Raw genomic sequence first — 25408 nt, 5'->3', positions numbered from 1 at the left:
AATGCCCCGGGGGACCGGCGAATCAGGCAGCTGGAACAGGAGGTCGAAGCCCTGCGGGCGCAGGTGGAACTGTCACGCTCCGGACGGTGACGACAGGTCACCGCTGTAGAGGTTGAAACGGTCGTCCCTGGTGAAACCGGTGAGCAGCAGCCCGGACTCTCGGGCCATGTTGACCGCCAGTGATGTCGCCGCGGAGACCGCGACCAGTCCTGAGAATCCGGCCAGCACCGCTTTCTGCACCAGTTCGAAGGACGCCCGCGAACTCATGACGAGGTACACGGGGGTGTCCGGGTCACCGTCCGGGCCGAGTCCGGAGTTGACGGCACGTCGCCGCACCTCACCGGGCAGACGGTCCTCCAGCAGCAGAGCGCCGATCACCTTGTCGGCGGCGTTGTGGCGTCCGACATCCTCCCGGATGACCAGCGGCCGCCCGTCCGCCGTGAAGGCACCGGCCGCGTGGATCCCACCTGTCCTGCGGAAGGTCTTCTGCCCGGACGCCAGCAGCCGTGGCATGGCCACGATGAGCTCGGCGGTTGGGTGGACCGGGGTGAGCGTGTACCGCTTCTCCTTCATGAGGTCATCGATGGTCGTCGTGCCGCACACCCCGCACGCGGAGTTCGTGACCAGGTTGCGGACGGGCAGTACACGGCCGCCGCGCGGGACGGTGACTCCGCCGACAGGCAGAGAAGGGCAGGACGCCCCGACCGCGGCCGGAACTGCCCGCACACCTGTGTCGGCGGTACCCGACCCTGAAAATCCCGACCCTGAGACGCCCGCACCCGGGACACCCACGTCGGCGACGCTGACGCCGTCGCCGTCACTCAGCGTCACGTCGAGGGTGTTGTAGGTGTTCTCGCCCATCGGCCCCACCGCACCGGCGCAGTAGCGCGCCTCCGTGATGTCCGACCGTCCGGTGATGACGCCCTCGGCGTGCAGGAGACCGTGGACCAGTTCGATGTCATTGCCCGGTGTCCTCATCGTGGTGGTGAGGTCGGTACCGTCGACCCGGATCTGCAGGGGCTCCTCGACGGCAAGGGTGTCTGCCCGGGTGTCCACCGAGATCTCCCCGGCGTGCAGCCGGACTTTCGTGACCCGTGCGTTCTCCGTCAACCTGCCCATGTGGGTGCAGCGTACTCCCGGTCCCTACTTCTCGTCTGCCGGCATCGGGGGCATGTCCTCGGCGCGCCGGCCCGTCGGTTCGAGGTGGATCGGCATGGACTTGGACACCGGTGTGTTCGAGCCGACGGCGGAGTGGTCGAGGGGGATCAGAACGTTGGTCTCCGGGAAGTAGGTGGTGCAACCGCCCCGGGAGTGGTCGTACTCGACCACCCGGAAATCCGGGGCGCGTCGTTCCCCGTCCGACCATTCAGAGACGAGGTCGACCATGTCCCCGTCGCGGACGCCCAGCTCCCGGCAGTCTTCCGGGTTGATGAGCACAACTCGGCGTCCTCCCCGGATACCCCGGTAGCGGTCGTCCATGCCGTAGATGGTCGAGTTGTACTGGTCGTGGGTCCGGACCGTGTTCATCATGAGCTCGCCCGGCTTGAGTTCCACAGGGCTGATCTCGTTGACGGTGAGGTGCGCCTTGCCGTCGGGGGTCGTGAACCGGCGTTCGCGGGGCCCGTTGGGAAGGTAGAAACCTCCGGGATGCAGGATCTTCTCGTTGAAGTTCCCGAAGCCGGGAATGGTGTTGGCGATGTGGTCGCGCAGGACGCCGTAGTCGTCGATCATCGGCTGCCAGAAATCGTCGCCGAAAGTTTCCCTGCCGATGGAGCAGAGGATGTCGACCTCACTCTTCAGGTCGGAGTTCCGGTGGGCACGGCGCTTGCCGGTGGAGGCGTGGACCTTGCCCGCGGAATCCTCGACGGTGACGGACTGCCGGCCCGACTTCTGCATGTCCAGGTCGGTACGAGCCCGGACCGGGAGAATCAGCGAGCGGCGGCCGGGCCAGGCGTGGGAACCGTTGGGTTTGGTCGACAGGTGGACCGTCAGCTCATTGGACTCCATGCCCCGTTCCAGGACGGAGGTGTCCGAGGCGACGCGGACGAGGTTGCCGCCCAGGGAGAGGAAGAACTTCACCTTGCCGTCCCGCATGGCCTGCAGGGAGGCGACAGTGTCATAGCCGTGCTCACGGGGGACGTCGAACCCGAACTCACGTTCCAGGGCGGAGAGGAAACTCTCCGGCATCTTCTCCCAGACACCCATGGTGCGGTCGCCCTGGACGTTGGAGTGTCCGCGCAGTGGGGCGGTGCCGCAGCCGGGCTTGCCGATTCGACCGGTGAGCAGGAGGGTGTTGGTCATCTCCCGGATGGTCGCGACCGCGTTCTTGTGCTGGGTGGCACCGAGGGTCCAGGTGATGATGGTGGTGGGTGCCGCTTCGATGCGGTCGACGGTGGCGAGGACCTGTTCACGGGGAATTCCGTGTGCCGCGGCGAGTTCGTCGTCGTCCAGGGAGAGGAGGTGGTCGCGAAGTTCCTCGAAGCCGGTGGTGAAGGTCTCGATGAACCAGTGGTCGATTGCCCGGTCGCGTCTGACCAGTTCCTTGTTGATGGCCAGGAACAGGGCGCGGTCACCGTCGAGCCGGACCTGGAGGTAGTCGTCGGCGAGCTTCTGCTTGGCTCCGAGGTAGGTCTTCACGGCCTGCGGTTCGCGGAAGGCCATGAGACCGGCCTCGGGCATGGGGTTGACGGCGACGATCTGGCCGCCGTTCTCCTTGCACCGGGAGTATGCGGTCAGTGCACGGGGGTGGTTGGTCCCGGGATTCTGTCCCACGGAGATGAGCAGATCGGTGGTGTGGAAGTCGTCGATGGTCACCGACCCCTTGCCCAGGCCGAGGGTGGCTGACAGGGCGGTGCCGGTGGACTCGTGGCACATGTTCGAGCAGTCCGGGAGGTTGTTGGTGCCGAGGCGTCGTGCCAGCAGCTGGACTGCGTAGGCCGATTCGTTGACCGCCTTGCCGGAGGTGTAGAAGACCGCCTCGTCCGGTTCGATGGAACGCAGTTCGTCCGCGATGATACGGAAGGCGTCCTCCCAGCTCACGGGCCTGTAGTGTCCGTCTCCGGAGTCGCGGTCGTAGAGCAGGGGGAGGGTGATCCGGCCCTGTCGGCCCAGCCAGTGGTCCGTCTTCTCGCGGAGTTCCTCGACGGTGTACCTGGCCCAGAAGTCTGCTCCCGCGGTGACGGGGGTGGTCTCCTCGGCGACGGCTTTCGCACCGTTCTCGCAGAATTCGACGATGTTGAGGTCGTGCTGGTCCGGTTCCGGCCACGCGCAGCCGGGGCAGTCGAACCCCTTGTGCTTGTTCATGGTCAGCAGTGAGGGCAGGGCGCGGTTCGGCACCGCGTACTGCATGGCGTGGAGAACCGCGGGGATGCCGGTGGCGACATGCTCGTTCTCGCTGACCCGCGGGTGGTCGAATCGGTTGGCCACCGGATTGACCTGGTCGGTGACCGGTGGGAGTCCCTGCACATTCGTCATGTCGCCGATGGTAGTCGGAGGTGTGACCTGCGTCATGTCAGACGCATCAGTTTCTGCCGAACGGGTGTTTCACTTCTCCGTCCGACCGGCCGCACCGGTGTCCCCGGCGCGGGCGGTGACGTCCCCGAGAATCTGGGAGGGGTCCAGGTCGGACCTGCCAGCCGCCAGGCCGATGAGAAATGCTGTCACCGGGGCTGCCGGGCGGGACCGGTTGTGTGCCACCGCCGAGGTGAGCTTCAGGACGTCCCCCACATACGACCGGGACTCCTGACGGTCGAGCCCCAGCAGGTCCGCGACCTCTTCAAGCCAGGCGTGGGCGGACTGCATCTCTTCCGGTGAACCCTTGGCGGGTGTTGTGTCGCTCATGGTGTCCAGCCTATGTCGGCCCGGGCCGTCACGAGGAGGTGGCCTCACGGTGGGCGTCCGGGTCATACAGTGCGGACGCCGCGGACAGCAGCATTTCGCCGGTCTGGGGTCCGAAGCTGAGTGCCTGGGAATCGGGGATCGCGAGGATCCGACGGTGCTGCCCGGCCTTCGTCTGCGCGATCCCGGGTCTGGCGAGCAGCCCGTCGATGTTGCCCGTGGATTCCAGACCCGCCGACATCATCACGAAGATGTCGGGGTCAAGTTTCGCCAGTGCCTCCGCGTTCGCCGGAGCCATGTCCGTGATGCCGTTCTCCTTGGCCACGTCGACCGCCCCGAGCCCCTCGATGAGCTCACTGGTGCCGGAGTCGGGGCCGAGAATGTAGAACACCCCTCCGTCCCCGCGGGCGTAGAGGAAAGCGGCGCGCAGGGGAGTGCCGCCGGTGGCGCCAGAGGCCAGGTCTCCGATGGCGCTGCGGGCGCGGTCGGCCTCGTCTGCCGCACGGTCCGCCAGCGTCCTGCCTTCCCCGGACAGCCCGACGACGTCCGCGACGGTGGTGATGGATTCCCTGACCGATTCCTCCGTGTACTCGGGGTCCTCCAGTTTCACCACCGGGACGCCGGCGTCCCGGATCTGCTGTACGGCGTCCTCCGGGCCGATCGAGTCATTGAGGATGATCAGCGTGGGGTCGAGGTTCAGGACCGCCTCCGCACTGATCGAGTGACCCCCGTGGGTCACCACGGGCAGGTCCGCCAGGCTCGGTTCCATCGAGGACACGGACCTGCCGACGATGTTGTCCCGAAGACCCAGACCGGCCAGGGTGCGGGAGATCGTGCCCGAGATGTCGAGTGGGACGATCCGGGAGACGTCAGTGACGGTGACGTCCTCACCGTCGGCGTCGGTCAGGTTGACCGGCAGTGCAGGGGCGGCGTCGGTGGTGACAGGAGTGACGTCTCCGACGTAGCCGGCGAAGGAGACGTCACGGGCGTCCGCGGCAGGGGGTACGGCGTCCGCCTTCGGCAGTGCGTCCAGGGCGGTGTCGAAGCTGGTCTCGCGGGCGTCACCGACGCCGCCGCTGTTGCCGGCGCCGACGCCGCAGGCGGACAGTCCGAAGGCCAGCATGGTGGAGAGGACCGACGACAGAAGAACAGCGGGGAAGGCGGGCCGGGCCCGACGGCCGGCAGTCGAGACACTCATAGGGATGAATGTATCACGGCTGTGAGGCCAGGCTAAGCGTGGTGCTGCCGGTCAGGCCGCACCGTCGCCCGGGGAGAGGGCCTGTCGGGCGTGGGCCGCGATCTCGACGGCCAGCCGGGGGAGCTCATCCCTCCACATGGTTCCCGCCGCGTCACCGGCGTCATCGCTGACGACCTTGATCAGCTGCACGGGGACGCCGAACCACCGTGCCACCCGTGCCACCGCGTAGCCCTCCATGTCGACGAGGTCGGCGTCCTGCGCCAGCCGGTCCCGCAGTGGCGCGGACTCCACGAAGACGTCGCCGGTGGCGAGGGTCACCGTCACTGCCGCATCCCGGTCGACCCCGTCGAGGGTGTCGATTTCGGCGCGCTCCCCGGGCAGGTCGGAGTCGAGGTCGATCAACGGGTACTCGTCGGCACCGGTCAGTGCGGCAACCGAGGCATGGGAGAAGTCGTGCAGTCTGACCCGGTTGATCCGGTGCACCCCGGTCAGGCCCGGGCGCAGTGCCCCGGCGGTGCCGAGATTGATCACCGCGGCGGGCAGTCCGCCGGCGGCGAGGTAGCGGTGCAGGCAGTCGGTCAGCGCGAGGGTGGCGTTGATCCGGCCGATACCGGAGAGCAGGACGGGGAGGTCGTCGAACCGGGGGTCTCCGGAGGTGAGTTCGGCGGCCTCCCCTGCGGTGGCGACGACCAGCAGGGGACGCCCCGGGGTGATCTCTCCGTGGTGCAGAGCGGCGGTGGCGGGCAGCTGTCTGTGTGGCGTTGAGTGGTTCACGCAGACCAGCCTAGGACCGTGTGTGCCGGCCGGCACCGGAGTTCCCCCGGACAGGTGTCAGGTCTCCCGCGGGCCGCCGTTCACCGGGGGCCGCCGTTGCCGGGCCGTTCAGCTCTCCTGAGCCCCCGCGACCCAGTCGAGGTACTCCTGGGTCACAGTGCCGGTGACGTACTCACCGGTGAAGCAGCTGAGGTCGAGGCCGTCGAGCTTCTGGTCGGTCTGTCCGTCGAGGATCGCCGCCTCCAGATCCTCGACCTCCTGGTAGATGAGGTGGTCGGCGCCGAGCAGTTCACAGATTTCCGGAATAGTCCTGCCGGCGGCGATGAGTTCGGACTCGGTGGGGATGTTGATCCCGTAGACATGCGGGTACCGGATGGGCGGGGCAGCGGAGGCGAAGGTCACCTTTCTGGCACCTGCGGCGCGGGCCATCTCGATGATCTGGGAGCTCGTGGTGCCCCGGACGATGGAGTCGTCGACCAGCAGGACGTGCTTGCCGCTGAACTCGGTGGACATGGCGTTGAGCTTCTGCCGGACGGACTTCTTGCGCACGGCCTGGCCCGGCATGATGAAGGTACGGCCGACATAGCGGTTCTTGAAGAAGCCGTCCCGGTACTCGATGTCGAGGACCCGGGCCACCTCCATGGCCGCGGGTCGGGCGGAGTCGGGGATGGGCATGACCACGTCGACGTCCTCCACGGGCATGTGCTCGGCGATCGTCCTGGCGAGCCGGGCCCCCATGCGCAGCCGTGAATCGTAGACACTGATGCCGTTCATCACCGAGTCCGGCCGTGCGAGGTAGACGTACTCGAAGGAGCAGGGTTCCAGGACCGGGTGCTCGGCGCACTGCCGCGAGTACAGTTTCCCGTCCGCGGTGATGAACACCGCTTCGCCCGGGGCGACCTCACGGACAAGCTCGTAGTTGCCGTTCTCCAGAACGAGGGATTCGGACGCCACGACCCATTCGTCATGGGCGTCCGGATGCTCCTCCAGCTGCTGCGGGGTGGGGCGGCGGCGTCCCAGGACCAGGGGCCGGATCCCGAAGGGGTCGCGGAAGGCCAGGAGTCCGTGGTGGGCGATGATCGCGACCACCGCATAGGCGCCGTCGATGCGGTGGTGGGTCGCTGCGACCGCGTTGAAGATACCGTCGGTGGTGAGGTCGGTGGGGCCGGTGGTGTCCTGGAGTTCGCTGGCGAGCACGTTGAGCAGGAGTTCGGTGTCACTGCTGGAGTTGACGTGACGGCGGTCCCGGTTGCGCAGTTCATCGGTGAGCTCGCGGGTGTTCGTCAGGTTACCGTTGTGAACGAGGGTGATGCCGTAGGGGGAGTTGACGTAGAAGGGCTGCTGCTCCTCCTCCGAGGACGCTGCACCCCTGGTGGCGTACCGGACATGACCGAGGCCGACCGCGCCCGGCAGTGCCCTCATGTCACGGGTGCGCACCACCTCCCGCACCTGGCCCCGGGCGCGGAAAAGGTGGAGATGACCGCTGGCTTCGGCCGTGGCCATGCCGGTCGAGTCCTGTCCCCGGTGCTGCAGGAGCAGGAGGGCGTCGTAGATGTCCTGGTTGACCGGGCTGTTGCCGATCATGCCGACGATACCGCACATGGTTTCTGGGGCTTTCCTCACTGACGGAGACTCCCGCAGGACGGTACCGTCGTGGACGGTGTGCGTCCGCGGGCGAGTTCTCGGGCCGGACTGACTCCCAGAGATTACGCCGCCGACCGTCCGGAGACCGAGTCGGGGTGGGGACGCCGTGGGCCGGTTTGACCCTGTTCTGCCAGGTTGCTAGCGTGGACAGGTCCAGTTGCGCGTCCGGTCCCCTGGTGAGGGGGCCGTCGAGGCATGTCGGACAGAAGCATTCAACCACTTTGTCGCAGGCCCTCCGCCCTCATGCGGCCGCGTCGTCACCAGGTAGCGAGCAATCCGGGTTACTGAGTCCGGGGAGCGTGAAGTTGCCGACAAGGACGCGGTGACGCCCGGGTGGAAACGGGAACCGTGACGAGAAAGGCACAAGGTCATTTCGTCATGACGATGACTGATCCCATCGCGGACATGCTGTCCCGCGTGAGGAACGCGTCCAACGCGTACCACGACAGCGTGTCCATGCCCTCTTCGAAGCTCAAGGCGAACATCGCCGAGATCCTCAAGAAGGAGGGCTACATCGCCGACTACACCGTCGAGGACGCCAAGGTCGGCAGGCAGCTCACGCTGGAGCTCAAGTACTCCAACTCGCGTGAGCGTTCCATCGCCGGTGTCCGCCGCGTCTCCAAGCCGGGTCTGCGTGTGTACGCCAAGTCCACCAACCTCCCGAAGGTCCTCGGCGGCCTGGGCGTGGCGATCATCTCCACGTCCCAGGGGCTGCTGACCGACCGTGAGGCGACCGAGAAGGGCGTAGGTGGGGAAGTCCTCGCCTACGTCTGGTAGAAGGAGGACTCCACATGTCACGTATCGGTAAGGCCCCCGTGGCCGTCCCCGCCAACGTCACCGTCACCATCGACGGCCAGAGCATCGAGGTCAAGGGACCCAAGGGGACCCTGACCCAGCAGATCCCGGCCCCTATCACCGCCGCCCAGGAGGGGAACGAGATCATCGTCTCCCGTCCTGACGACAACCGTAAGAACCGTTCCCTGCACGGTCTCTCACGTTCGCTGATCAACAACATGGTCATCGGCGTCACCGAGGGCTACGTCACGAAGATGGAGATCTTCGGGGTCGGCTACCGCGTCCAGGCCAAGGGAAAGAACCTCGAGTTCGCCCTCGGCTACTCCCACCCGGTCCTCATCGAGGCTCCGGAGGGTATCACCTTCGCGGTGGACGGGAACACCAAGTTCTCTGTCGCAGGTATCGATAAGCAGCAGGTCGGACAGATCTCCGCCAACATCCGCCGTCTGCGGAAGGACGACCCCTACAAGGGTAAGGGCATCCGCTACGAGGGTGAGCAGATCCGTCGCAAGGTCGGAAAGACGGGTAAGTAATGTCTCAGAGCAACGACAACAAGCGTCTCCCGGTCGGCAAGGACATCTCCACCCGCCGTCGCATCGCGCGTCAGCGCCGTCACGAACGTCTGCGCAAGCACATCTCCGGCACCGCCGAGACCCCGCGTCTCGTCGTGCACCGCACCTCCCGTCACATGCACGCCCAGCTGATCGACGATGTCGCCGGTCACACCCTGGCGGCGGCCTCCACCATGGAAGCCTCCGTCCGTGCGCTCGACGGTGACAAGAAGGCCCGTGGTGCCCGGGTCGGCGAGCTCATCGCCGAGCGCGCCAAGGCCGCCGGTATCGAGACCGTGGTCTTCGACCGCGGCGGCTACCAGTACCACGGCCGCGTCGCGGCCCTGGCCGAGGCAGCCCGTGAAGGTGGTCTGAAGTTCTAATGCGCATTGACAGAGTTATCACCGACGGAAGGACTGCGTGATGTCGGAACGTGATCGTAACGGCGGACGCACCGCCGACAGCAACAACCGCGGTCGTCGTGACGACCGTCGTGGCGGCAACCGTCGCAACCAGGATGACGAGCGCTCGCAGTACATCGAGCGCGTCGTCACCATCAACCGCGTGTCCAAGGTCGTCAAGGGTGGTCGGCGTTTCAGCTTCACCGCTCTCGTGATCGTCGGCGACGGCCAGGGCATGGTCGGCGTCGGCTACGGAAAGGCCAAGGAAGTTCCGGCCGCGATCCAGAAGGGTGCCGAGGAAGCCCGCAAGAACTTCTTCCGCGTCCCGATGATTGCCGGGACCATCACCCACCCTGTCCAGGGTGAGGCGGCCGCCGGCGTCGTGTGGATGGCTCCGGCAGCCCCCGGTACCGGTGTCATCGCCGGTGGTGCCGCCCGTCCGGTGCTTGAATGCGCCGGTGTCCAGGACGTGCTGTCGAAGTCTCTCGGCTCCGACAACGCCATCAACGTCGTCCACGCCACCGTGGACGCCCTCAAGCAGCTGGTCAGGCCCGAAGAGGTCGCCGCACGCCGTGGTAAGACCCTCGAAGAGGTCGCTCCGGCCGCGATGCTCCGTGCCCGTGCCGCAGGACAGGGAGCGTAACCATGGCACTGAAGATCACCCAGCGTAAGGGCACAGTCGCCACCAAGCCGAAGCAGCGCGAGTCGCTGCGCTCACTCGGCCTGAAGCGTATCGGACACTCGGTCGTCCGCGAGGACACTCCGGTGGTCCGCGGTCAGATCAACACCGTGCGCCACATGGTCGAGGTCGAGGAAGTTGCAGGGGAGTAGTATCATGAGCGAACCCATCAAGCTCCACGACCTCCGTCCCTCCAAGGGTGCGAACACCGCAAAGACCCGTGTCGGTCGTGGTGAGGCATCCAAGGGTAAGACGGCCGGTCGGGGTACCAAGGGTACCAAGGCACGTAAGCAGGTCTCTGCCGCCTTCGAGGGTGGACAGATGCCGCTGCACATGCGGCTGCCGAAGCTCAAGGGCTTCCGCAACCCTGCGAAGGTCGTCTTCCAGGTCGTCAACGTCGCCGACCTGGGGAAGGCATTCCCCGACGGTGGCGACGTCACCGTGGCCGACATCGTGGCCGCCGGCCTCGTCCGGCCGAAGCAGCCGGTCAAGGTTCTCGGCGACGGTGAGATCTCCGTCGCGGTGAATGTCACCGCCGACAAGTTCTCGAAGTCGGCTGTCGAGAAGATCAAGGCAGCCGGCGGCACGACCACCGAAGCCTGATCCCCACTGTGGAATGAACCCCGCGTCCTGCGACTGCAGGAGGGCGGGGTTCTTCCGTGTCCGGCCCGGGTTGAGGGCCGGGCTGAAGCCCAGAGTGTGGCCCGGAGTGTGGCCCGGAACTGTCGGACCGCCCCCACACACCCCACGGGTCGCCGCGTCCGGGGGCGTCCCTGCTATCCTGTTACAGTTGTCCATTCTCCGCCGCGGCCATGTGCGTCCGGTCATGTCTTCCAGGTGCGTCCACCTGGGACGGTGTGCCGAAGTCACCGGCTGACCAGCAGGAGTCGTATACACAAGTAGACCCATCGACACGGCGTGCGCCCGCTACGCACCGGCGCCGGCGGAACGCGTCGTGCTCGAGCCAGGAGGCAAATGTGACCGCCATACTCTCGGCGTTCCGGGATGCTGATCTGCGCAGGAAGATCCTCTTCACCCTGGGGATGATCATCCTGTACCGGATCGGCTCTCAGATCCCGACGCCCGGCGTTGACTATGCGAAAGTCACAGAGCAGGTCCGTAACCTGACTTCGGACGGCCAGACCAGCATGTACAGCCTGATCAACCTCTTCTCCGGAGGGGCGTTGCTCCAGCTGTCCATCTTCGCGATCGGCATCATGCCCTACATCACGGCGTCGATCATCGTCCAGCTGCTCACGGTGGTGATCCCCCGGTTCGAGCAGTTGAAGAAGGAGGGGCAGTCCGGGCAGGCGAAGATGACCGAGTACACCCGGTATCTCACCGTGGCCCTGGCACTGCTTCAGTCCTCCGGGATCGTGGCGCTGGCGAACAACCGCCAGCTGCTCGGCTCCGGCCAGCAGGTCCTGCGCGACGGGACCGGGATGTTCGGCATCATCACGATGGTGGTCATCATGACCGCCGGTGCGGTGCTGGTGATGTGGATCGGTGAGCTGATCACCGACCGCGGCATCGGCAACGGCATGTCCCTGCTGATCGTCGCGGGCATGGCGACCCACCTGCCTGCGCAGGGCATGAGTATCCTGCGGGAATCCGGCGGGTTCGTCTTCGCCGGAGTGGTCGTGGCCATGCTTGTCCTCGTCGTCCTCGTGGTCTTCGTCGAACAGGGGCAGCGCCGAATCCCCGTGCAGTATGCCAAGAGAATGGTCGGACGCCGCCAGTACGGGGAGACCTCGACCTATCTGCCGCTGAAGGTCAACCAGGCCGGAGTCATCCCGGTGATCTTCGCCTCATCACTGCTCACCGTACCGATCCTCATCACCCAGATCATCCAGTCCGGGGGCGACGGTCAGTCGGACAACTGGTGGAACCGGGACGTCATGCGGATTCTGTCCGACCCGTCGGACTGGGTCTACATCATCATCATGGCGGTGCTGATCATCTTCTTCGCCTTCTTCTACGTGTCGATCCAGTACGACCCGAACGACCAGGCCGACAACATGAAGAAGTACGGCGGGTTCATCCCGGGCATCAGGCCGGGGCGTCCCACCGCCGAGTACCTGGGGTGGGTGATGAACCGCCTCCTGGCTGTCGGTTCCGTCTACCTTGCTGTCATCGCCATCATTCCGAACCTGGCCCTGACCGCGGGTATCACCTCCAACGGAGGGGGTAGCGGCCTCGGCGCGTTCGGCGGTACAGCTATCCTGATCATGGTCTCGGTCGCGCTGACGACAGTGAAGCAGATCGAGTCCCAGCTCATGCAAGCCAACTATGAAGGATTCCTCAAATGAGACTCGTTCTCCTCGGCCCGCCCGGTGCGGGCAAGGGTACCCAGGCGGCCATCCTCGCGGATGCCCTGAAGGTCCCGCACATCTCCACCGGTGACCTGTTCCGCGAGAACATCGGCAAGGAGACCGAGCTCGGCAAGCTGGCACAGTCCTACATCGACGCCGGCAAGCTGGTGCCCACCTCCGTCACCGCTGACATGGTGCGCTCCCGTCTGGCCCAGGATGACGCGGCCGACGGTTTTCTCCTCGACGGGTTCCCCCGCACGGTCGAGCAGGCAGAGATCCTCGCCGGTATGCTCGACGAGTCCGGTGAGAAGCTGGACGCCGTCATCAACTACTCGGTGTCTGAGGACGTCGTCGTGGAGCGCATGCTCTCCCGTGGCCGTAAGGACGACAACGAGGACACGATCCGTACCCGGCTCAAGGTCTACCGCGAGGAGACCGCACCGCTGATCGACTTCTATTCCGACATCATCGTCAACATCGACGCCGAGGGAACGGTGGAGGACATCTCCTCCGCCACCCTGGACGCCCTCGACCGCTAGGAGCACCGTGGGCTTCCGCCGTTCACACAAGGTCATCCGGGGGAAGACCCCGCTCGAGCTCGACGCGATGCAGGCCGCCGGCGAAATCGTCGGCCGTGCCCTGCAGGCGGTCAGAGCCGCCGCCGGGCCGGGAGTGTCAACCCTGGAACTTGATGCGGTGGCAGAGGCCACGATCCGGGACGCGGGAGCGGTGCCGACCTTCAAGGGTTACGGCGGATTCCCGGGGAGCATCTGTTCCTCCGTCAATGACATGATCGTCCACGGTATCCCGGACAGGGAAACCGTCCTGAAGGACGGTGACCTGGTCTCCATCGACTGCGGTGCCACCCTTGACGGCTGGGTGGGGGACTCCGCCTGGACCTTCGGTATCGGCGAACTCGCCGATGACACACGAAGGCTGAACGAGGCCACAGAGTACGTGCTCTACGAGGGGATCAGAGCCATGGTCCCGGGCAACCGCCTCACCGACATCTCGTGGGCACTGGAGGCCGCGACAACCGCGGCGTCCGAGAAATTCGGTGTGCCTCTGTTCATCGTCGACGGCTACGGTGGACACGGCATCGGGCACGAGATGCACGAGGACCCGTACCTGTCCAATGAGGGACGCCCCGGTAAGGGCCCCCTGATCGAGGTAGGGTCCACACTCGCCATCGAGCCGATGCTCGCACTCGGTACGGTGGACTCCTACGTGCTTCCCGATGAGTGGGGGGTCAAGACACTCGACGGCTCGCCGGCGTCCCACTGGGAGCACACCGTGGCAGCGACGGCGGAGGGGCCCCGCATCCTCACCGCCCGCCACTGACATCCCTGCGCGCTGCCGGCGCCGCCCCGGCGGGTTGGCGTGCCGGGGCGTCATGCCGTAAGCTCTTCCTCTGGTGTACACGTGGATTCCCTGATCGTTCAGCGGTCGCGGTTTCTCAGGCGTGGACGCCGTCCGAACCAGAACGTGTGGTGAGGCTCCGGCCCCGGCAAGATGTCGGTGAGCTGCCCTGACCTGGAAAAGTGGAGGATATGGCTAAGAAGGAAGGCGCCATCGAAGTCGAGGGCAAGATTGTCGAGCCCCTGCCGAACGCAATGTTCCGCGTGGAACTGGACAACGGGCACAAGGTGCTCGCCCACATCTCCGGCAAGATGCGTCAGCACTACATCCGTATCCTTCCCGAGGACCGTGTGGTCGTGGAGCTGTCGCCCTACGACCTGACGCGCGGCCGCATCGTCTACCGCTACAAGTAGACCGACAGCGGATCCTCAGTCTTTCTCCTGCCGTTGGTTCGGCAGTCAGAACATTCGCCTCCGTCCACCATCCTGTGACCGTCGCCGACGGTGCTGACACAGGGCCCACCTCCGGCCGCGGCGGCCGGAGCCCGGACGACCCCACCGTGGGACGTCGGGATGTGTGCGGAGCAAACCGCCGCCAATCATCCGGAAGGAACCTGCCACATGGCACGCCTTGCTGGTGTTGATCTCCCCCGCGACAAGCGTATGGAGATCGCACTCACCTACATCTACGGCATCGGCCCCGCCCGTGCCGCCGAGCTGCTGGAGAAGACCGGCATCTCCCCGGACCTGCGCTCAAAGGACCTGACCGACGAGCAGGTCTCCGCTCTCAAGGACGTCATCGAGTCCTCCTGGAAGGTCGAGGGTGACCTCCGCCGTGAGGTCGCCGCCGACATCCGCCGCAAGATCGAGATCGGCTGCTACCAGGGACTCCGCCACCGTCGCGGTCTCCCCGTCCGTGGCCAGCGGACCAAGACCAATGCTCGCACCCGTAAGGGCCCGAAGAAGACGATCGCAGGAAAGAAGAAGTAAGAGATGCCCCCGAAAGCACGCTCGGGCGCGCGCCGTACCGGCCGCCGCGTCGTCAAGAAGAACGTGGCGCACGGCGCCGCGTACATCAAGTCCACCTTCAACAACACCATCGTCTCCATCACGGACGAGAAGGGCGCCGTCATTTCGTGGGCGTCCTCCGGGCATGTCGGGTTCAAGGGCTCACGTAAGTCCACCCCGTTCGCCGCCCAGATGGCCGCCGAGTCCGCCGCCCGCAAGGCGATGGAGCACGGCATGAAGAAGGTCGACGTTTTCGTCAAGGGGCCGGGCTCCGGCCGCGAGACCGCCATCCGTTCCCTGTCCACCGCCGGCCTTGAGGTCGGAACGATCTCCGACGTGACGCCGCAGCCCCACAACGGCTGCCGTCCGCCGAAGCGTCGTCGCGTCTAGAAGAAAGGATAGGGAAGAGAAATGGCCCGTTACACCGGTTCCGCAACCCGCAAGTCCCGCCGTCTCCGCGTCGACCTCGTCGGTGGAGACCGCTCCTTCGAGCGTCGCCCGTACCCGCCCGGACAGGCCGGCCGCGGCCGCATCAAGGAGTCCGAGTACCTCACCCAGCTGCAGGAGAAGCAGAAGGCCCGCTTCACCTACGGCGTCATGGAGAAGCAGTTCCGCCGCTACTACGCAGAGGCGAACCGTCGTCCCGGCAAGACCGGTGACAACCTCGTCATCCTGCTGGAGTCCCGGCTGGACAACGTGGTCTACCGTGCAGGGCTGGCGCGTACCCGTCGCCAGGCCCGCCAGCTTGTCTCCCACGGTCACTTCACCGTGAACGGCAAGAAGACCAACGTGCCCTCCTACCAGGTTTCCCAGTACGACATCATCGACGTCCGGGACCGTTCCCGGTCGATGCTGTGGTTCGAGGAGGCCCAGGAGAACCTGCTTGACTCCGTCGTCCCGGCCTGGCTGCAGGTCGTGCCGTCCACCCTGCGCATCCTCGTGCACCAGCTGCCCGAGCGCGCCCAGATCGACGTTCCGCTGCAGGAGCAGCTCATCGTCGAGTTCTACTCCAAGTAAAAGGGACCGTCCGGTTCACCTGTTCACCTCATGCGGCGTCAAATAGCGGACGCCGAGAAGGAGAAGTTCCCCGATGCTGATTTCCCAGCGCCCCCAGCTCACCGAGGAGTACATCAGCCCGTCGCGTTCCAGGTTCGTCATCGAACCTCTGGAGCCCGGCTTCGGCTACACCCTCGGCAACTCGCTGCGCCGTACCCTGCTGTCGTCCATCCCGGGCGCTGCGGTGACCTCCATCCGGATCGAGGGTGTGCTCCACGAGTTCACCACCATCCCGGGTGTCAAGGAGGATGTCTCCGACATCATCCTGAACATCAAGTCCCTGGTCCTGTCCTCGGATTCTGAAGAACCGGTCACCATGTACATCCGCAAGGAGGGCGTCGGTACCGTCACCGGTGCTGACGTGGTCGTTCCCGCCGGCGTGGAGGTCCACAACCCGGACCTGCACATCGCCACCCTGAACGAGCAGGGCAAGCTGGACATCGAGCTCGTCGTCGAGCGCGGTCGCGGCTACGTCCCGGCCGCCCCGACGACGGGGGAGATCGGCAGGATCCCTGTCGACCAGATCTACTCCCCGGTGCTCAAGGTCAGCTACAAGGTCGAGGCCACCCGTGTCGAACAGCGCACGGACTTCGACAAGCTGGTCATCGACGTCGAGACGAAGAACTCCATCACCGCCCGGGACGCCATGGCGTCCGCCGGCGGAACCCTGGTGGAGCTGTTCGGCCTGGCGCGCGAGCTCAACACCGAGGCTGAAGGTATCGAGATCGGCCCGTCCCCGCAGGAGACGGAGCACATCGCCGCCTACAGCCTGCCCATCGAGGACCTCGACTTCTCCGTCCGCTCGTACAACTGCCTCAAGCGTGAGGACATTCACACGGTCGGTGAGCTTGCCAGCCGTACCGAGTCCGATCTGCTGGACATCCGGAACTTCGGTCAGAAGTCCATCAACGAGGTCAAGGTCAAGCTCGCCGAGCTGGGCCTGGGTCTCAAGGACGCGCCGGAGGGCTTCGACATCAACGATATCGAGGGCTACGACCCGGAGTCCGGTGAGTTCCTGGACACCGAGGGCGAGGACATCGCCGAATAGGGCTGAACCGGGTTCCCCGGAACCTGAAGTAGCTTTCCGCGTCGGTCGGCCCCGCAGGTTGACCGCCGCACAGCGCTCACAAGAAATTCACGAGGAGAAGTTATGCCTACCCCGAAGAAGGGTGCCCGCCTAGGCGGATCTGCTTCCCACCAGAAGAAGATTCTCGCCAACCTGGCAGCTCAGCTCATCGAGCACGGCGCCATCAAGACCACGGACGCCAAGGCCAAGCTGCTGCGCCCGTACGTCGAGAAGATCATCACCAAGGCGAAGAAGGGCACCGTGGCCGACCGCCGCAACGTGCTCAAGCTCATCCCGAACAAGCCGGTTGTCACCTACCTGTTCAATGAGCTCGCCCCGAAGTTCGAAGGTCGTCCCGGTGGCTACACCCGGATCATCAAGCTGGAGAACCGCCGTGGCGACAACGCTCCGGTGAGCCAGATCTCGCTGGTCCTCGAGGAGCTCGCCTCCACCGAGGCAGAGCGTGCGACCAGGGCTGCCGCCAAGACCGCGCCGGTCGAGGACGCTCCCGAGGTTGAGGCTGAGGAGTCCACCGACGCCGACGCCGCCGCCGAGGCCGCCGAGGTCGAGGCTGAGGACGCTGCCGAGACCGCGGAAGCTCCCGCCGAGAACGACGACAAGGTCGAAGAGAAGAAGTGACCCGGTCCGGGGCCTGACCTCAGGCCCGGGCTCCGTGTACGTGTGCGCCCGTCCCCGGATGACCGGGGGCGGGCGCTCGCACGTGCGCTGCTAGAATCGGGACAATGTCCCCGCTGTCTCCGCGGTCAACACTGCACAGTCCCGTCTCGTACCGAACTGCCGGCGTCCTTCTCGTCGTCAGCGGCGTGCTGCTGCTGGTCGGCCAGATTGTGGGGATGCTGCGGTGGCGCGGAATGTTCTCCCTGATGGACAACCGACCCTCTGACCTGGTCGCGTCGACGTGTGGCGTACTCCGGGACTCCTACGGAACACGTTTCGTCTGTAATCCGGTCCACGGGTTCACCGCCCTGACAGTTGTCCTGTCGGGTGTCGCGGTCCTCGTCGCCGCAGCGGTGATGGTTTTCGCGGCCCGCAGGGACGGTGACCGGGGGGTCTACGGAACCTCCGGGCTGCTGGCGTTTTCCGGACTGATGACCTGCGCGTCCGGGGTCGTGACCGTGGACAGGTACCCGGTGGCGCACGATGTCTTCCTGGTCCTGTACCTCCTGTCGGTGTGGGGGGCCATGGAGGTCCTCGTCGATTCGGCGACCCGTCACGCTGAGACGACCGGGGACGCCCACCCGCTGATCTACGGGGCGTATGTTCCGGTCACGCGGGTGATGGAGTTTCTGTCCATTGTCGGTGCGCTGACACTGGTGTTCTCCGGACGCGACGTGATGCCCGGGGCGTTCGAACGGGTCGCCCTGGACACGTTGACCCTGTGGACCGTCGTATTCGGGCTCGGCATGTTCAGTCTGGGCGGGGCCGCCGACCGGGAACGGCTCCGGGTGGTGGAGATGGAGAGGATGCACAGGGAGGCCAGGGCCGGGCAGCCGAGCAGCGCATCACTCGACGGATTCGGGCGGGAGGAGAGCGAACGTTGACATCACGGGACAGCAGTGTTGATCGTGTCGATCGTGTTGATCGTGAGAACCGAGTTGAACGCGCAGCCGGCGGAACGGTGAGGGTGCGCCTCGACATCGCCTACGACGGCACCGACTTCCACGGATGGGCCCGTCAGAAAGGCCCACAGGCGGGACTGCGTACGGTCCAGGCTGTCCTGGAGGACAGTCTCTCGATGGTGCTGCGCACCCCGGTCGAACTCGTGGTTGCGGGGAGGACGGACGCCGGCGTGCACGCCGAGGGCCAGGTCGCACATGTCGACGTCCCGGTGTCGTCGTTCGGTCAACGTTCGCTGCAGAGTCCCGGGGACCTGGTGCGGCGGCTGTCGAGAATCCTGCCGGCCGATGTGAGGCTGCACGGGGCTGTGGAGGCGCCGAAGGGTTTCGACGCCAGGTTCTCGGCGCTGCGACGTCACTACCGGTACCGGGTCACCACGTCTCTGACGGGCCCGTCCCCGCTGCGCGTACGGGACACCGCCAGGTGGCGTCACACCGTCGACCTCGGGGCAGTGCAGACGGCGTCCGACATCCTGGTGGGGCTTCACGATTTCGCCGCCTTCTGCCGGTACCGGGAAGGCTCGACGACGGTTCGGGACCTCCAGGAGTTCACCTGGCGGGACGTGTCCAGCGGGACGGAGCCGGAGACCTTCGAGGCGACCGTCGTAGCCGACGCCTTCTGCTGGTCCATGGTGCGCTCCCTGGTCGGCGCGGTGCTGACGGTGGGGGAAGGACGCCGCGACGCGGGGTTCACCGGTGAACTGCTGGGTCAACGCTCGCGCAGCCCGCAGGTGCCGGTGGCTCCGGCGTGCGGGCTGAACCTCGTGGCCGTGGACTACCCCGCGGACGGGGAGCTCGCGGCGCGGGCCCTGGAGACCCGGGTGAAGCGGGAACCGGTGGTGTGAGAGGCACAGCCATGTGAGGTGCCGGACGGGCCCGCCTGACCGGGTCCGCCTGACTGGGCCCGCCTGACCGGGACCGCCTGACTGGGCCCGACCGTCAGTTTCTGCCGTACCTGCGCAGGTATTCCCCGGTCGTCATGGAATGGTGGGCCTTGAATGCCCGGCAGAATGAGGAGACATCCGCGTAGCCCACCCTGTTGGCGACCGCTGCGAGGGTGCCCCCGGCGCGGAGCAGCTGGGCTGCGGCCGTCAGACGGACCCGCGTCCGCCACTGCCGGATGCTGATTCCCGTCTCTGCCGTGAACTGTCGTTGGACGGTGCGCAGGGAAGTGTGTACAGACTCTGCGAGTTCAGCGAGAGTGCGTTCGTCGCCGGGGTTGAACCTGATCGCCTCGGCGATGGTGCGGGCCGGAGAACTGGTTGGCGTGGGCAGCGAGTCCATGATCTTCGGGGCGTCCTCCAGAAGGGAGAGCACCTGACGGCTGATGTCCGCCCGGGGTCTGATGGCGGTGGTGGTCTGCTGCAGCTGGGCGAGGATGAGCACCTGCAGAACCGGATCGACCGGAACCACCACGGGTCCGGACAACCGTGTCGCCGTCGACGCGACCGGGTAGAAGGTGGGGATCATCGTCGAGTTCGCGTTCACGTGGACCGAGTGAAGGACGCCGGCAGGCAGCCAGAGCGCATGTCCCGCGGTGAGCTGCCGGTGCTCGGCTGTGCTGTCCGTCGGTGTCCGGAGACGGAAGTCGGACTCTCCCCGGACCTGCCAGAGCAGCAGGTGCTCCCCGGTGTGCACGCGCTCAGCCAGATCGGTGGCGGGAATGTGGACGAGCGCCGCGGCGGTGTCCGCCGACCGGGGAAGTGGCATCGGTGAAATCCTGTGGTCGAGGTGTGGTGGTCATTGTCGACAGACGTGGCGGGAACAGTGGATGTCACTTTACGCACACCCGTCACAGTTCCTGCTGACTAACCTACTCTGTCAGTCCGGGTGCCGGAACAACGGCGTGAAGCTGCTGGTAAACCACAGTGAGCATACTCCCCGGCGTTGACCGGCGGTACGTGGACGCGGCCGGAACGGCGTTCACGGAAAGCGACAGCTGCCCCGGCAGAAGCCCTTGACAGTGAAGGACAGTGACACATGCCACGCTCCCTGCGCCCCATGACGATCCACCCGATCACCACGCGCACTCTCGAGGTGCTGCGCGTCGCCGACGTGACACCCGGGATGCGACGGATCACCCTCGGCGGCCCCGGGCTCAGGGCACACACCGCAGCCAACGGGTACCCCGTCGAAGAGATCCACTGCGACGGATTCGACGACCACTGCAAGTTCATTCTCAGACACCCCGACCTTCCCGCGGACGCCCCGACACCAGCCCCCACACAGGCAGACGGCGTCCTCAACTGGCCCACCGACGAGCTGGCGGTGAACCGGAGCTACACGATCCGGAAGTGGCGTCCCGATGCCGGTGACCACGGTGAGATCGACGTGGACTTCGTCCGGCACGGTGTCGGTCCAGCTACCCGGTGGGCGTACACCGTGCAACCCGGGGAACAGATCCAGATTGCCGGCCCCAAAGCGTGCGCACTGCAGCCTGAAGGAGCTGACTGGCTGCTCATCGGCGGTGACGAGACAGCTCTGCCCGCCATCGGGAGATGGCTCGAGGAGATGTCCCCCGACACCCGCGGACAGGTGTTCATCGAAGTGGACCGGGACGACCACATCCAGGAACTGGATCACCCGGTCGGGGTGGAGGTCACCTGGCTGCCCCGCAACGGGGCAGAAGCCGGGACCACCACGGCGCTCTACGACGCCATCACCGGTTGCGAATGGTGGGACGGCAGAGTCTTCGCCTGGGTGGCGGCCGAAACCCTCACACTCGTGCCTATCCGTCGCTGGCTGAGACGGGAGAAGAGTCTGCCGCGTGAGCAGGTGGACATTTCCGGCTACTGGGGGCGGGAAGAGGTCGTCGACGACACCGCCGAGAACTCCGCAGAGAAGTTCCACGAACTCACCGAGATTTTCCCGGGAATCGCTGTCCGTGTCGCCGCCACACTCGGACTCGGCCCCGCACTCGCATCCGGGGACCGGACTCTGCCGGAACTCGTCGACGCCACAGGTGCCGACCCGGTCGGTCTGGGAAAGCTGCTCAGGTACCTCAGCTCACTGGACCTCGTGGAGACTGTCGGTCCGGACGAACCTGCGGAGACTCCGGCGTCCCCCGGCCCCGCTTCCGCTTCCGGTCCTGCGGGCAGAAGCTACCGGCTGACCCGCGCCGGGGCGGCCCTCGACGATGACACCCTCATCGACCGGCTCAGACTCGGGGGAGTCCATTCCCGCAGAGAGGCAGGCCTGCTGGCGCTGCCCGCAGCGGTCAGAACCGGAACCGGTGACTATCCCCGTTGGTTCGGCACGGAATTCCACGAACTGCTGCAGTCCACCCCGGAACTGATCAACGAGCAGATGACCGCAGAATCCGAGGACAGTTCCTGGTCGACCTCCCCCCTCGCGGCAGAACCCGTGTTCGGGGACATCCGCACCCTGCGTGTCACCGGCAGGGCAGCCGTCGACGTCGCCGGAGCGCTCACCCGCCGACATCCGGAACTGGAGGTGGTCGTGCTCGCAACACCGGCCGAGATCAGTTCAGCATCCGCCGTCAGGCCCGACCTTGACGCCGATGACCGGATCACCTTCGAGCCGGGAAGTCCGCTCAGTCCGCCGTCCCGCCGGGTCGACGCCACCCTCATCACCGGCGGACTGTCCCGGTATCCTGACGCCGATGCAGTGCACATCCTCAGTCGGGCGGCCGGCACCAGTGCGACAGTGCTGCTGTTCGGCAGAGTTCTCGATGAACGGCTCGCGCACGACCACGACTATGAGGAGGATCTCCTTGACTTCACCCTCTACGGTGGAGGCTCACGGACCGATGCGGCACACCGTGTCCTCTTCGGTCAGGCAGGCCTGGACGTTGTAGGACAGTCCACCGTCGGATGGGGTCTCACCCTCTACCACCTCGCACCGTAGACACCTCCACCGGACCTACCTGACCAGCAGCGGGACCACGCGGACCATCACCACCATCACCACCAGTTCGACCAGGGTCTGGGTGACCACCACCAGAGGCGCAGCAGAGAACACCGGCGGCAACGTCAGCGCCGTGGGCAGGACCACCAGAGAATTACGGGTCACCGCCGTGAACACCACGGCCCTCCGTGACGCCACACCCAACCCCGCAACCCTGCCCACCATCGCGCCGATGACGGGCATCACCGCCGAAAATGCCACGAAAACCGGGATGACCGCCGCCAGTTCCCGCCAGTGGGCGAGGACGGCGCCGATCTGGGACGCCACAACCACCGTCAGGGTCAGCATCATCAACGGCACAGTCAGCACCCCCCCCGCCTCTGAAATGCAGTGACCTGCCCTGCCCGGACCACCCGGCCTCGCAGCCAGCCACTGGGTTGCCGCAGCAGCAGTCATCGGCACCACTATCAACCACAGGAACGCCGAGATGAACGGACCGGGATCCAGCGCTTCCACCACCTCTGGACCGGTGAACAGCCCCAGCAGCACCGGAAGCAGCAGCATCTGTGTGAGCATCAGCAGGGGAGTGGCGGTCAGCAACCGGTCAGCGGCTCCTCCCGCCAGTCCCGTGAAAACGATGACGTAGTCGACGCACGGCGCCAGCAGCACCAGGTGGACACCCACGACAAGGGCGACGTGGTCGACGTGGTCGATGCCCGTTTCTGTCCAGGAGAGGGGCCGGGTCAGGAGCCACACCACCGGTGGGACACACAGGAAATTGACTGCCGTGACCGCACACAGGAACCGCAGATCCCGGACAGCCGCCCCCAGTCTGCCGAAAGGGACAGCAAGAAAAGTGGTGAACAGCAGCAGCCCCAGTACCGGCTCCACGACGAGTCCGGCGGCCTCCGGAACTCCCGGTGAGATCAACCCTGCTGCAGCGCCGACAGTCAGGGCGGTCAGGTACAGGCCGACCTGACGGCGCTCCATCGTGGTCGACAGGGAGGTCAGCATGGGGTCACAGTCTATGGGGCAGGCAGTGTGTCTGCAGCAGGCACTCAGAACAACGGAAGTGGCCGGAACCCGGTCACCCGGTGCCCGCAACGCAGTTCCCCGACGTCCACGTCGACAACGACGTCCGCGTACACCCCCACAGGGACGGTCGGTGAGGGTGCCAGGACTACCCTGCACGACTGGGGATGCCAGGCGTCCCTCCACCGGGAGACCAGATCGTCGACACGCTGCCCGGTACCGTCTACAACGGTCACGTCACCGCCCTCACAGCGGCCCGTGGCGGGAAGTGTCTCCACCAGCCCCGGGCCTCCCTCACCGCAGACCACCACCGTGGACCCCGGTGGAAGATTGACGGTCACCGGGATCCCGCCACCGTCGGTCCCCACCATCCACCCCGGCAGCGGATCAGCGACGACGGTCCCGGACACCACCTGCGCAGCCGCCGGCAGCACCGGAATCTCCCTGGCGAGCAGACCACATCCCGCCGCCGCCCACGGCATGAGCGCCCCGCCCGGCCCGGAAACCCCGACCAGACAACGCGTTGACGGGCGTCCCAACGCCGCCAGTCCCGCATACGTCCGCTGCACCGGCCCCACCGGCCGGGGAGGAGGAGCCGTCGCCAGGACAGGACGCGACTCCGACCGCATCCCCGCGGACAACCTGTCGACAAGCGACCGGTCAATGCTCACCGGTCCGCGCGCCCCCCACAGCGACACATGGGGCGGATGCACATGGACCCACCCCGGACGTGCCTCCGCGGTTGTTGCGGCGTCCTGCCCTCGCCTGTCCCCCTGACCCGCCAGCACACCTGTACCGACCGCAGCTGTCACGGCTGTCACCGTACCCAACACCCCTGCACCCCTTCCCCCGAGGCAGTCCCCGGCAGGCCTCCCCTGAAAGCCTCCCCTGATGTATCTTTCAGATCAGAATGTACATGACGATGTGCCGCAGTGTCAGGGGGTGGTGCGTCAGGGGATCACCGGGGACCCGCCGGGGGGGGAGAACACACATGAGAACAACAGGTCTGCAGGTGTCCGGATACTCGTTCATCCTGCGTCGCACCGAACTTGCACTGGTCACCGGAGACCCACGAATGGCGCATGACCCGCTGCGAACCCAGCGCCGTGCGACCGGGGTCGGAGTCCTGCTCGCACTCCTGGTCGCAGGCGGTGTGGCGCTCACGGCTCTTCTGCGTCCCGCACCCTCGGTCGGAGACGCTCTCCTGGTCACAGATGAGACCGGAACCCTGCATGTCCGGCTCGGGGAGAGATTCCACCCGGTCACCAACGTAGCCTCCGCACGTCTGCTGCTCGGTTCCGCGGAGAACGTGGACAAGGCCACCGCATCGGAACTGGCAGATCTGCCGGCCGGTCCCCCGGTCGGTATCCCCGATGTACCGGGCCTGTCACCGGTGCCCGGAGGATCCGCCACAGACTGGTTCTACTGTGCAGACACCGTCGTAGCCACGGACGCCTCGGTCGATGCCGGGCCCCAGATCCTCGTCGCACCGTCCGGGTGGTGGTTGGCCGTCGACGGACGACGGATGCTGATCCCTGACAAGGGGGACACCGTGGCGCGTGCATTCGGCGCAGTACCGGTGGAGACCGCGGACACTGTCGTCGCCGTACTGGACAGGGGACCCGACGTTGTCCTTCCCGCGGGGCCCGCGGGCGCGGATCCGGCCGCCCAGGATACCCCGTTCGCCCCCGGCACCCTGGTCACCGCCGGAGACCGTGCCTTTGTCGCCACCGCCGGCGGAATGGCTGAGGTCAACGGGGCGCGCCGGGCGGTCGCCGAAGCCCTGTCACCGTCGCCTCCGGTGGCATCAGACCTCGGTACGGTGCTGAGACTCCCGGGTGCCCGGGCGCTCGAACATGTCCCGGCCGGGCTCGTGTTCCGGCAGGTGGGCGAGGTCTGTGCAGGTGTGCGCCTCGTGGAGAGACCGTCCCTGGGAGAATCCCGTGCGGAGCATTCCGCCGGCACCGGACTGTACGACGGGCCCCGCGGCACCGCGGCACTTGCCACCGAGCGGGGGTTCGCACTGGTCAGTGCATCAGGAATCCGGTATTCGGTGCCTTCGCAGGAAGAACTGGACGCTCTCGGTGTTCTCGGCGACGGGGAGCTACCTGTGGTCGTGCCCTGGAGAGTCATCGACGCCCTGCCGGACGGAGGGGAACTGTCAGCCGCACGCGCGCGGGGCACGGACTGAAC

At 66.4% G+C, this 25408-nt stretch carries 28 protein-coding genes; 19 read left to right on the top strand and 9 right to left on the bottom strand.

What is annotated here, in order from left to right; genetic code table 11:
* Window positions 1-72: 72 nt before the first annotated feature.
* From E0E18_RS05865 to purF, 6 genes are all read right to left on the bottom strand, one after another.
* Window positions 73-1119, bottom strand: a complete 1047-nt coding sequence (locus E0E18_RS05865) for a formate dehydrogenase accessory sulfurtransferase FdhD (protein ID WP_130839713.1) — start codon at window positions 1117-1119, stop codon at window positions 73-75.
* Between the two features lie 24 nt (window positions 1120-1143).
* Window positions 1144-3474 (bottom strand): FdhF/YdeP family oxidoreductase, encoded by a 2331-nt coding sequence (locus E0E18_RS05860; protein WP_161972244.1) that lies wholly within the window; start codon window positions 3472-3474, stop codon window positions 1144-1146.
* Window positions 3475-3543: 69 nt separating this feature from the next.
* A complete protein-coding gene (locus E0E18_RS05855) occupies window positions 3544-3840 on the bottom strand; it encodes a DUF6457 domain-containing protein (protein WP_066584209.1) in 297 nt (98 codons plus the stop codon).
* A gap of 28 nt (window positions 3841-3868) precedes the next feature.
* Window positions 3869-5035, bottom strand: a complete 1167-nt coding sequence (locus E0E18_RS05850; RefSeq protein WP_130839709.1) for a heme/hemin ABC transporter substrate-binding protein — start codon at window positions 5033-5035, stop codon at window positions 3869-3871.
* 51 nt (window positions 5036-5086) lie between these two features.
* Window positions 5087-5809, bottom strand: coding sequence for a nucleosidase (locus E0E18_RS05845; protein WP_237559647.1), 723 nt, complete (start codon window positions 5807-5809; stop codon window positions 5087-5089).
* A gap of 108 nt (window positions 5810-5917) precedes the next feature.
* Complete coding sequence (purF, locus tag E0E18_RS05840) at window positions 5918-7411, bottom strand: amidophosphoribosyltransferase (RefSeq protein ID WP_130839706.1); 1494 nt, start codon at window positions 7409-7411, stop codon at window positions 5918-5920.
* 420 nt (window positions 7412-7831) lie between these two features.
* On the opposite strand from purF, the gene rpsH reads away from it, so the two are divergent.
* From rpsH to E0E18_RS05755, 17 genes are all read left to right on the top strand, one after another.
* Complete coding sequence (gene rpsH, locus E0E18_RS05835; protein WP_066584205.1) at window positions 7832-8230, top strand: 30S ribosomal protein S8; 399 nt, start codon at window positions 7832-7834, stop codon at window positions 8228-8230.
* 14 nt (window positions 8231-8244) lie between these two features.
* A complete protein-coding gene (gene rplF / locus E0E18_RS05830; RefSeq protein ID WP_066584203.1) occupies window positions 8245-8781 on the top strand; it encodes a 50S ribosomal protein L6 in 537 nt (178 codons plus the stop codon).
* On the top strand, window positions 8781-9182 hold the full coding sequence (rplR, locus tag E0E18_RS05825) for a 50S ribosomal protein L18 (RefSeq protein WP_066584201.1): 402 nt from the start codon (window positions 8781-8783) through the stop codon (window positions 9180-9182). The genes rplF and rplR overlap by 1 nt, the downstream gene beginning before the upstream one ends.
* A 40-nt stretch (window positions 9183-9222) precedes the next feature.
* Window positions 9223-9843, top strand: a complete 621-nt coding sequence (gene rpsE, locus E0E18_RS05820) for a 30S ribosomal protein S5 (RefSeq protein ID WP_066584199.1) — start codon at window positions 9223-9225, stop codon at window positions 9841-9843.
* Window positions 9844-9845: 2 nt separating this feature from the next.
* Entirely contained in the window at window positions 9846-10031 is a 186-nt protein-coding gene (gene rpmD / locus E0E18_RS05815) for a 50S ribosomal protein L30 (protein WP_066584197.1), read from the top strand.
* A gap of 4 nt (window positions 10032-10035) precedes the next feature.
* Window positions 10036-10482, top strand: coding sequence for a 50S ribosomal protein L15 (gene rplO, locus E0E18_RS05810; RefSeq protein WP_066584194.1), 447 nt, complete (start codon window positions 10036-10038; stop codon window positions 10480-10482).
* A 374-nt stretch (window positions 10483-10856) separates the two neighbouring features.
* Window positions 10857-12188: a preprotein translocase subunit SecY gene (gene secY, locus E0E18_RS05805; RefSeq protein ID WP_066584192.1), complete on the top strand. Its 1332-nt coding sequence runs from the start codon at window positions 10857-10859 to the stop codon at window positions 12186-12188.
* Window positions 12185-12730, top strand: coding sequence for an adenylate kinase (locus E0E18_RS05800; protein WP_066584189.1), 546 nt, complete (start codon window positions 12185-12187; stop codon window positions 12728-12730). The genes secY and E0E18_RS05800 overlap by 4 nt, the downstream gene beginning before the upstream one ends.
* A gap of 7 nt (window positions 12731-12737) precedes the next feature.
* Window positions 12738-13532 carry a type I methionyl aminopeptidase gene (gene map, locus E0E18_RS05795; RefSeq protein ID WP_110481053.1) on the top strand — a complete coding sequence of 265 codons (795 nt, stop codon included), beginning with the start codon at window positions 12738-12740 and terminating at the stop codon, window positions 13530-13532.
* Between the two features lie 209 nt (window positions 13533-13741).
* The gene (gene infA, locus E0E18_RS05790) at window positions 13742-13963 is read left to right on the top strand and encodes a translation initiation factor IF-1 (RefSeq protein WP_014010831.1); all 222 of its coding nucleotides are present in this window, start codon (window positions 13742-13744) and stop codon (window positions 13961-13963) included.
* 207 nt (window positions 13964-14170) lie between these two features.
* Complete coding sequence (gene rpsM, locus E0E18_RS05785; RefSeq protein ID WP_066584184.1) at window positions 14171-14539, top strand: 30S ribosomal protein S13; 369 nt, start codon at window positions 14171-14173, stop codon at window positions 14537-14539.
* 3 nt (window positions 14540-14542) lie between these two features.
* Entirely contained in the window at window positions 14543-14947 is a 405-nt protein-coding gene (rpsK, locus tag E0E18_RS05780; RefSeq protein WP_066584182.1) for a 30S ribosomal protein S11, read from the top strand.
* A gap of 21 nt (window positions 14948-14968) precedes the next feature.
* Window positions 14969-15574: a 30S ribosomal protein S4 gene (gene rpsD / locus E0E18_RS05775; RefSeq protein WP_066584173.1), complete on the top strand. Its 606-nt coding sequence runs from the start codon at window positions 14969-14971 to the stop codon at window positions 15572-15574.
* 73 nt (window positions 15575-15647) lie between these two features.
* The gene (locus E0E18_RS05770) at window positions 15648-16661 is read left to right on the top strand and encodes a DNA-directed RNA polymerase subunit alpha (RefSeq protein ID WP_110481054.1); all 1014 of its coding nucleotides are present in this window, start codon (window positions 15648-15650) and stop codon (window positions 16659-16661) included.
* Between the two features lie 102 nt (window positions 16662-16763).
* Window positions 16764-17318 carry a 50S ribosomal protein L17 gene (rplQ, locus tag E0E18_RS05765; protein ID WP_066584168.1) on the top strand — a complete coding sequence of 185 codons (555 nt, stop codon included), beginning with the start codon at window positions 16764-16766 and terminating at the stop codon, window positions 17316-17318.
* A gap of 104 nt (window positions 17319-17422) precedes the next feature.
* Window positions 17423-18241, top strand: coding sequence for a hypothetical protein (locus tag E0E18_RS05760; RefSeq protein ID WP_227871186.1), 819 nt, complete (start codon window positions 17423-17425; stop codon window positions 18239-18241).
* A 77-nt stretch (window positions 18242-18318) separates the two neighbouring features.
* Window positions 18319-19161 (top strand): tRNA pseudouridine synthase A, encoded by an 843-nt coding sequence (locus tag E0E18_RS05755; protein WP_187119882.1) that lies wholly within the window; start codon window positions 18319-18321, stop codon window positions 19159-19161.
* Between the two features lie 94 nt (window positions 19162-19255).
* Here the strand turns inward: E0E18_RS05755 and E0E18_RS05750 are convergent, their stop codons facing one another.
* Window positions 19256-20026 (bottom strand): helix-turn-helix transcriptional regulator, encoded by a 771-nt coding sequence (locus E0E18_RS05750; protein ID WP_130839704.1) that lies wholly within the window; start codon window positions 20024-20026, stop codon window positions 19256-19258.
* Window positions 20027-20296: 270 nt separating this feature from the next.
* On the opposite strand from E0E18_RS05750, the gene E0E18_RS05745 reads away from it, so the two are divergent.
* On the top strand, window positions 20297-22183 hold the full coding sequence (locus E0E18_RS05745; protein WP_130839702.1) for a siderophore-interacting protein: 1887 nt from the start codon (window positions 20297-20299) through the stop codon (window positions 22181-22183).
* A gap of 15 nt (window positions 22184-22198) precedes the next feature.
* On the opposite strand, the gene E0E18_RS05740 is transcribed toward E0E18_RS05745, so the two are convergent.
* Together E0E18_RS05740 and E0E18_RS05735 are read right to left on the bottom strand one after the other, a co-directional pair.
* A complete protein-coding gene (locus E0E18_RS05740; RefSeq protein ID WP_130839700.1) occupies window positions 22199-23197 on the bottom strand; it encodes an arsenic resistance protein in 999 nt (332 codons plus the stop codon).
* Window positions 23198-23241: 44 nt separating this feature from the next.
* Window positions 23242-24027 carry a hypothetical protein gene (locus tag E0E18_RS05735; RefSeq protein ID WP_237559645.1) on the bottom strand — a complete coding sequence of 262 codons (786 nt, stop codon included), beginning with the start codon at window positions 24025-24027 and terminating at the stop codon, window positions 23242-23244.
* A 179-nt stretch (window positions 24028-24206) separates the two neighbouring features.
* On the opposite strand from E0E18_RS05735, the gene eccB reads away from it, so the two are divergent.
* Window positions 24207-25406, top strand: a complete 1200-nt coding sequence (eccB, locus tag E0E18_RS05730) for a type VII secretion protein EccB (protein WP_130839695.1) — start codon at window positions 24207-24209, stop codon at window positions 25404-25406.
* Window positions 25407-25408: the final 2 nt, after the last annotated feature.

Source organism: Corynebacterium neomassiliense (assembly GCF_900626215.1).
In the GTDB taxonomy this organism is placed as follows: Bacteria; Actinomycetota; Actinomycetes; order Mycobacteriales; family Mycobacteriaceae; genus Corynebacterium; species Corynebacterium neomassiliense.
Note: the sequence above shows the minus strand (reverse complement) of the source record. Positions and strands in the feature narration are given on the sequence as shown.

Coding starts and splice junctions, on each gene's coding strand:
- rplQ (WP_066584168.1), top strand. CDS start 16,764: ATGCCTACCCCGAAGAAGGGTGCCCGCCTAGGCGGATCTGCTTCCCAC.
- E0E18_RS05855 (WP_066584209.1), bottom strand. CDS start 3,840: ATGAGCGACACAACACCCGCCAAGGGTTCACCGGAAGAGATGCAGTCC.
- purF (WP_130839706.1), bottom strand. CDS start 7,411: ATGTGCGGTATCGTCGGCATGATCGGCAACAGCCCGGTCAACCAGGAC.
- eccB (WP_130839695.1), top strand. CDS start 24,207: ATGAGAACAACAGGTCTGCAGGTGTCCGGATACTCGTTCATCCTGCGT.
- E0E18_RS05760 (WP_227871186.1), top strand. CDS start 17,423: ATGTCCCCGCTGTCTCCGCGGTCAACACTGCACAGTCCCGTCTCGTAC.
- E0E18_RS05850 (WP_130839709.1), bottom strand. CDS start 5,035: ATGAGTGTCTCGACTGCCGGCCGTCGGGCCCGGCCCGCCTTCCCCGCT.
- E0E18_RS05750 (WP_130839704.1), bottom strand. CDS start 20,026: ATGCCACTTCCCCGGTCGGCGGACACCGCCGCGGCGCTCGTCCACATT.
- E0E18_RS05740 (WP_130839700.1), bottom strand. CDS start 23,197: ATGCTGACCTCCCTGTCGACCACGATGGAGCGCCGTCAGGTCGGCCTG.
- rpsD (WP_066584173.1), top strand. CDS start 14,969: ATGGCCCGTTACACCGGTTCCGCAACCCGCAAGTCCCGCCGTCTCCGC.
- E0E18_RS05745 (WP_130839702.1), top strand. CDS start 20,297: ATGCCACGCTCCCTGCGCCCCATGACGATCCACCCGATCACCACGCGC.
- rpsM (WP_066584184.1), top strand. CDS start 14,171: ATGGCACGCCTTGCTGGTGTTGATCTCCCCCGCGACAAGCGTATGGAG.
- rpsE (WP_066584199.1), top strand. CDS start 9,223: ATGTCGGAACGTGATCGTAACGGCGGACGCACCGCCGACAGCAACAAC.
- infA (WP_014010831.1), top strand. CDS start 13,742: ATGGCTAAGAAGGAAGGCGCCATCGAAGTCGAGGGCAAGATTGTCGAG.
- E0E18_RS05865 (WP_130839713.1), bottom strand. CDS start 1,119: ATGGGCAGGTTGACGGAGAACGCACGGGTCACGAAAGTCCGGCTGCAC.
- E0E18_RS05770 (WP_110481054.1), top strand. CDS start 15,648: ATGCTGATTTCCCAGCGCCCCCAGCTCACCGAGGAGTACATCAGCCCG.
- rpsH (WP_066584205.1), top strand. CDS start 7,832: ATGACGATGACTGATCCCATCGCGGACATGCTGTCCCGCGTGAGGAAC.
- rplF (WP_066584203.1), top strand. CDS start 8,245: ATGTCACGTATCGGTAAGGCCCCCGTGGCCGTCCCCGCCAACGTCACC.
- E0E18_RS05860 (WP_161972244.1), bottom strand. CDS start 3,474: ATGACGAATGTGCAGGGACTCCCACCGGTCACCGACCAGGTCAATCCG.
- rpmD (WP_066584197.1), top strand. CDS start 9,846: ATGGCACTGAAGATCACCCAGCGTAAGGGCACAGTCGCCACCAAGCCG.
- E0E18_RS05800 (WP_066584189.1), top strand. CDS start 12,185: ATGAGACTCGTTCTCCTCGGCCCGCCCGGTGCGGGCAAGGGTACCCAG.
- rpsK (WP_066584182.1), top strand. CDS start 14,543: ATGCCCCCGAAAGCACGCTCGGGCGCGCGCCGTACCGGCCGCCGCGTC.
- rplR (WP_066584201.1), top strand. CDS start 8,781: ATGTCTCAGAGCAACGACAACAAGCGTCTCCCGGTCGGCAAGGACATC.
- rplO (WP_066584194.1), top strand. CDS start 10,036: ATGAGCGAACCCATCAAGCTCCACGACCTCCGTCCCTCCAAGGGTGCG.